The organism is bacterium (genome assembly GCA_023145965.1).
In the GTDB taxonomy this organism is placed as follows: Bacteria; UBP14; UBA6098; order UBA6098; family UBA6098; genus UBA6098.
Genome location: JAGLDC010000129.1, coordinates 1 through 2,826 on the forward strand (window position 1 = coordinate 1; position 2,826 = coordinate 2,826).

Consider the following 2,826-nt stretch of genomic DNA (forward strand, 5'->3'; position numbering starts at 1 on the left):
TATTTTAGTCCACTCCCTTTGTTTATCTCCGTTGCTGACCGCGACATCGAACGACGACGAGCCGATTTTCGATGGGATTCTAAAAATATCCCTTATGGGCATCCAGGCTCTTCTCGGCACTTTCGTTTTCCAATCTTCTTCGCCCTTACTCATAGATTTGATATCTTTCTTAAACTCGTTTATCACTTTATCCTGAATATTATCTTCGCCTTTCATAATAAGTAAGCTCTCGTCCGGCAGTTGATTTGCGATTTCGGAAAGCCCGAAAACCGGCGTAGCGCTGCCGTCTTCCCAACCGATGAGTTCGAGTTGAATTAATTTTTCGACTTCGGTCGGATATCTTCTTCCGCGCTTGAAATCGGGTTGGATAATTTCGGTCGCTAACGCCCTTAATGCCTTCTGAGTTAGTTCGGCAACTTCAACGAGGATATTAATCGGAAGCCGTTTGGACGCGAGTCCCGATATATCGATATGGTATCTTATTTCTTTTTCCAGAATACACCCCCTTATTATTCAAAGAGAATTATAAGCCTTAAAACCTTATAAATCAATAAGAAGCTTTTAAAACCGATATTGCGTCCCGCCGTTTTATGTCCGTGCCTCCAGTTCGGTTTTTATCTCATCTATCAGGAGCGCTATTTTCGCTTCCTTTTCCGCGATACCGGCCAGCAGTTCTTCGGGCGGTCTTGTTTCTAAACCCTCGGGCGCGTTCGGGTTTTTCAAATCGAGGTTCAGGTTCTCGTCGAGTTTCTCCCGTTTTACGAACCATACGTGTTCGTTTTCCTCCCGATTTTTCCACCATTCGGCAATCGGCTCGTATTCCTCGAATTTCTGCGGTTTCGTTTTGGTGTATCCGTTTTTCAGATTCTCGGGCATTGGCATTTCATAAAACCAAATGCCTTTTGTCGGTTTGCCGTAGTCGAAGAAAACAAGGTTTGTCGGTATGGAGGTATATGGGCTGAACACGCCGTTTGGCAGTCTAACAATCGTATGCAGGTTGCATTCTTTTAGAATCTGCTTTTTAATTGTTGTGCAGACGCCGTCGCCAAAAAGAAAACCGTTCGGCACAACCATTCCGCAACGCCCGCCTGTTGCGTTTTTTTTGGGTCGTTTCAAGAGCCTCATTATCAATTGAATGAAAAGGAGCGCCGTTTCCGCCGTTCGCTTATCGGGCGGGAATCCGGTTTTTATGCTGGCCTCTTCCTCGCCGCCGAATGGCGGGTTTGTGATTATTACATCCACGCGTTGAGCGTCCGTTATGTCGTTCAGGTTTATCGCAAGCGAATTGGTTCGGATGTAGTTCGGGTTGTCGAGTTCGTGCAGTATTAGGTTCATCATGCCCAGGAGGAAGGGCATCGGTTTTTTCTCTCGCGCGAATAGCGTTTCTTCCTGTAAGATTCTTCTTTGCTCGACGCTTTTCACCTGCTTTTCGAGATAGAATAATGCTTCGACTAAAAATCCGCATGTTCCAGCCGCCGGGTCGAGAACGGTTTCTCCGATCTTCGGGTCGATCATTTCGACAATGAACCGGACGGCAGGGCGCGGCGTGTAGAATTCGCCGTTTTGCCCCGCAGCGTCTCGAAGGTCTTTTAACATGCTCTCGTAAAGATGGCTTAGCGTATGAATATCGTCGGAAGTGTTGAAATTAATCTTGTTAATTTGGTTAATAACGTCTTTTAAAAGGTATCCGTTGCGAGCCTCGTTATTGACCTCCATGAATAAGCTCGCAATACGCTCGCGCCCGCCGTTCTTTCCACCGGATAGCCTTTTCATATACGGAAGAAGGTCGTTATTGATGAAGTGTAGTAAATCGTCACCGGTCATGCCGCTTTCGTCTGCCGCCCAATCGCGCCAGCGATAAGGCTTGTCGATTGTTGGGTAGAATTTTTCTCCCTTAAATTCGGCTTTCCCCTTTTTCTCGATTTCCATATCGTCGAGGGCTTTTAAAAAGAAAAGCCACGATATCATCGGCATTCGTTTAACATCGGTGTCGAGGTTCGGGTCCTTCCGCATAATCTTGCGGACCGAGTTTATAATCGAGGACATCTGTTGGCGATCCATTTATCTCCTTAATTCTCACATAGATATTTGTATAGTTGAGTCATAGCTTCTTTTGCTTTTTTCGCCCCGCCGAATATCTCGAAAATCTCTACCGGTGTTCCAAATTGAGTAATCGGCGGAACTTCGAGGATTTCGGGAGTCAAGAGTTGGTCGGAACCGAACTCGGTGTATTTTACGAGAAGCAGTTCGAGTATTTCCCTCGCCGGGCCTTTAAACTTCTCGAAATATTTCTTATATTCTCTCTGGACTGTGTTTGCCTTTTCTCTTCTCGTTTTGAGTGGTTTATTGTAGGCGACGTGCAGGAGCAAGTCGAAGGGGTCGGCGTCGCGGTTGCCCGTTATTTCCTGTAAATCTGTAAGATGTATTCCCCGCTTCTCCAATTCCGAGACAATAATAAGCCGTTCGTCGTCTTCTGTCCATCTCGTTTCGAGAAACGACGACGAAGTATATAATTTGCGAACCTCGCCTGCGACATATTCTGTGTATTCCACCGTTTTTAGAACCTTGCCCGAAGGGTCGAGCAACATCACGGAATTAGAGACGATGAAGATTTTAACGCCATCTTCGATATAATACTTTCTGATTGGCGGTGGTTCTGGCCCATCCCCCCCCGTAACTTCGCCGGTTTCAGTATTAACTTGCGACCCGTCGGGTAGGGTAACAATACCTTCTTCCGTTACTTCGGGTTCGGGTGTTTCTTCTTCTTCGGGGTGTTTTTCCGCCCAGACATCTTCGATTTCGCCTTCATCGTTAATAATCTCAATC

General features: G+C 46.3%; 3 protein-coding genes. All 3 read right to left on the reverse strand.

Going from position 1 to position 2,826, the window contains the following annotated elements; translation table 11 throughout:
* A partial coding sequence (locus KAH81_10350) for a hypothetical protein (GenBank protein MCK5834053.1) occupies positions 1-216 on the reverse strand: 216 nt, incomplete at its 3' end.
* A 372-nt stretch (positions 217-588) separates the two neighbouring features.
* Positions 589-2,061 (reverse strand): N-6 DNA methylase, encoded by a 1,473-nt coding sequence (locus KAH81_10355; GenBank protein ID MCK5834054.1) that lies wholly within the window; start codon positions 2,059-2,061, stop codon positions 589-591.
* 8 nt (positions 2,062-2,069) lie between these two features.
* On the reverse strand, positions 2,070-2,826 hold a 757-nt coding region (locus KAH81_10360), incomplete at its 5' end, for a DEAD/DEAH box helicase (protein ID MCK5834055.1).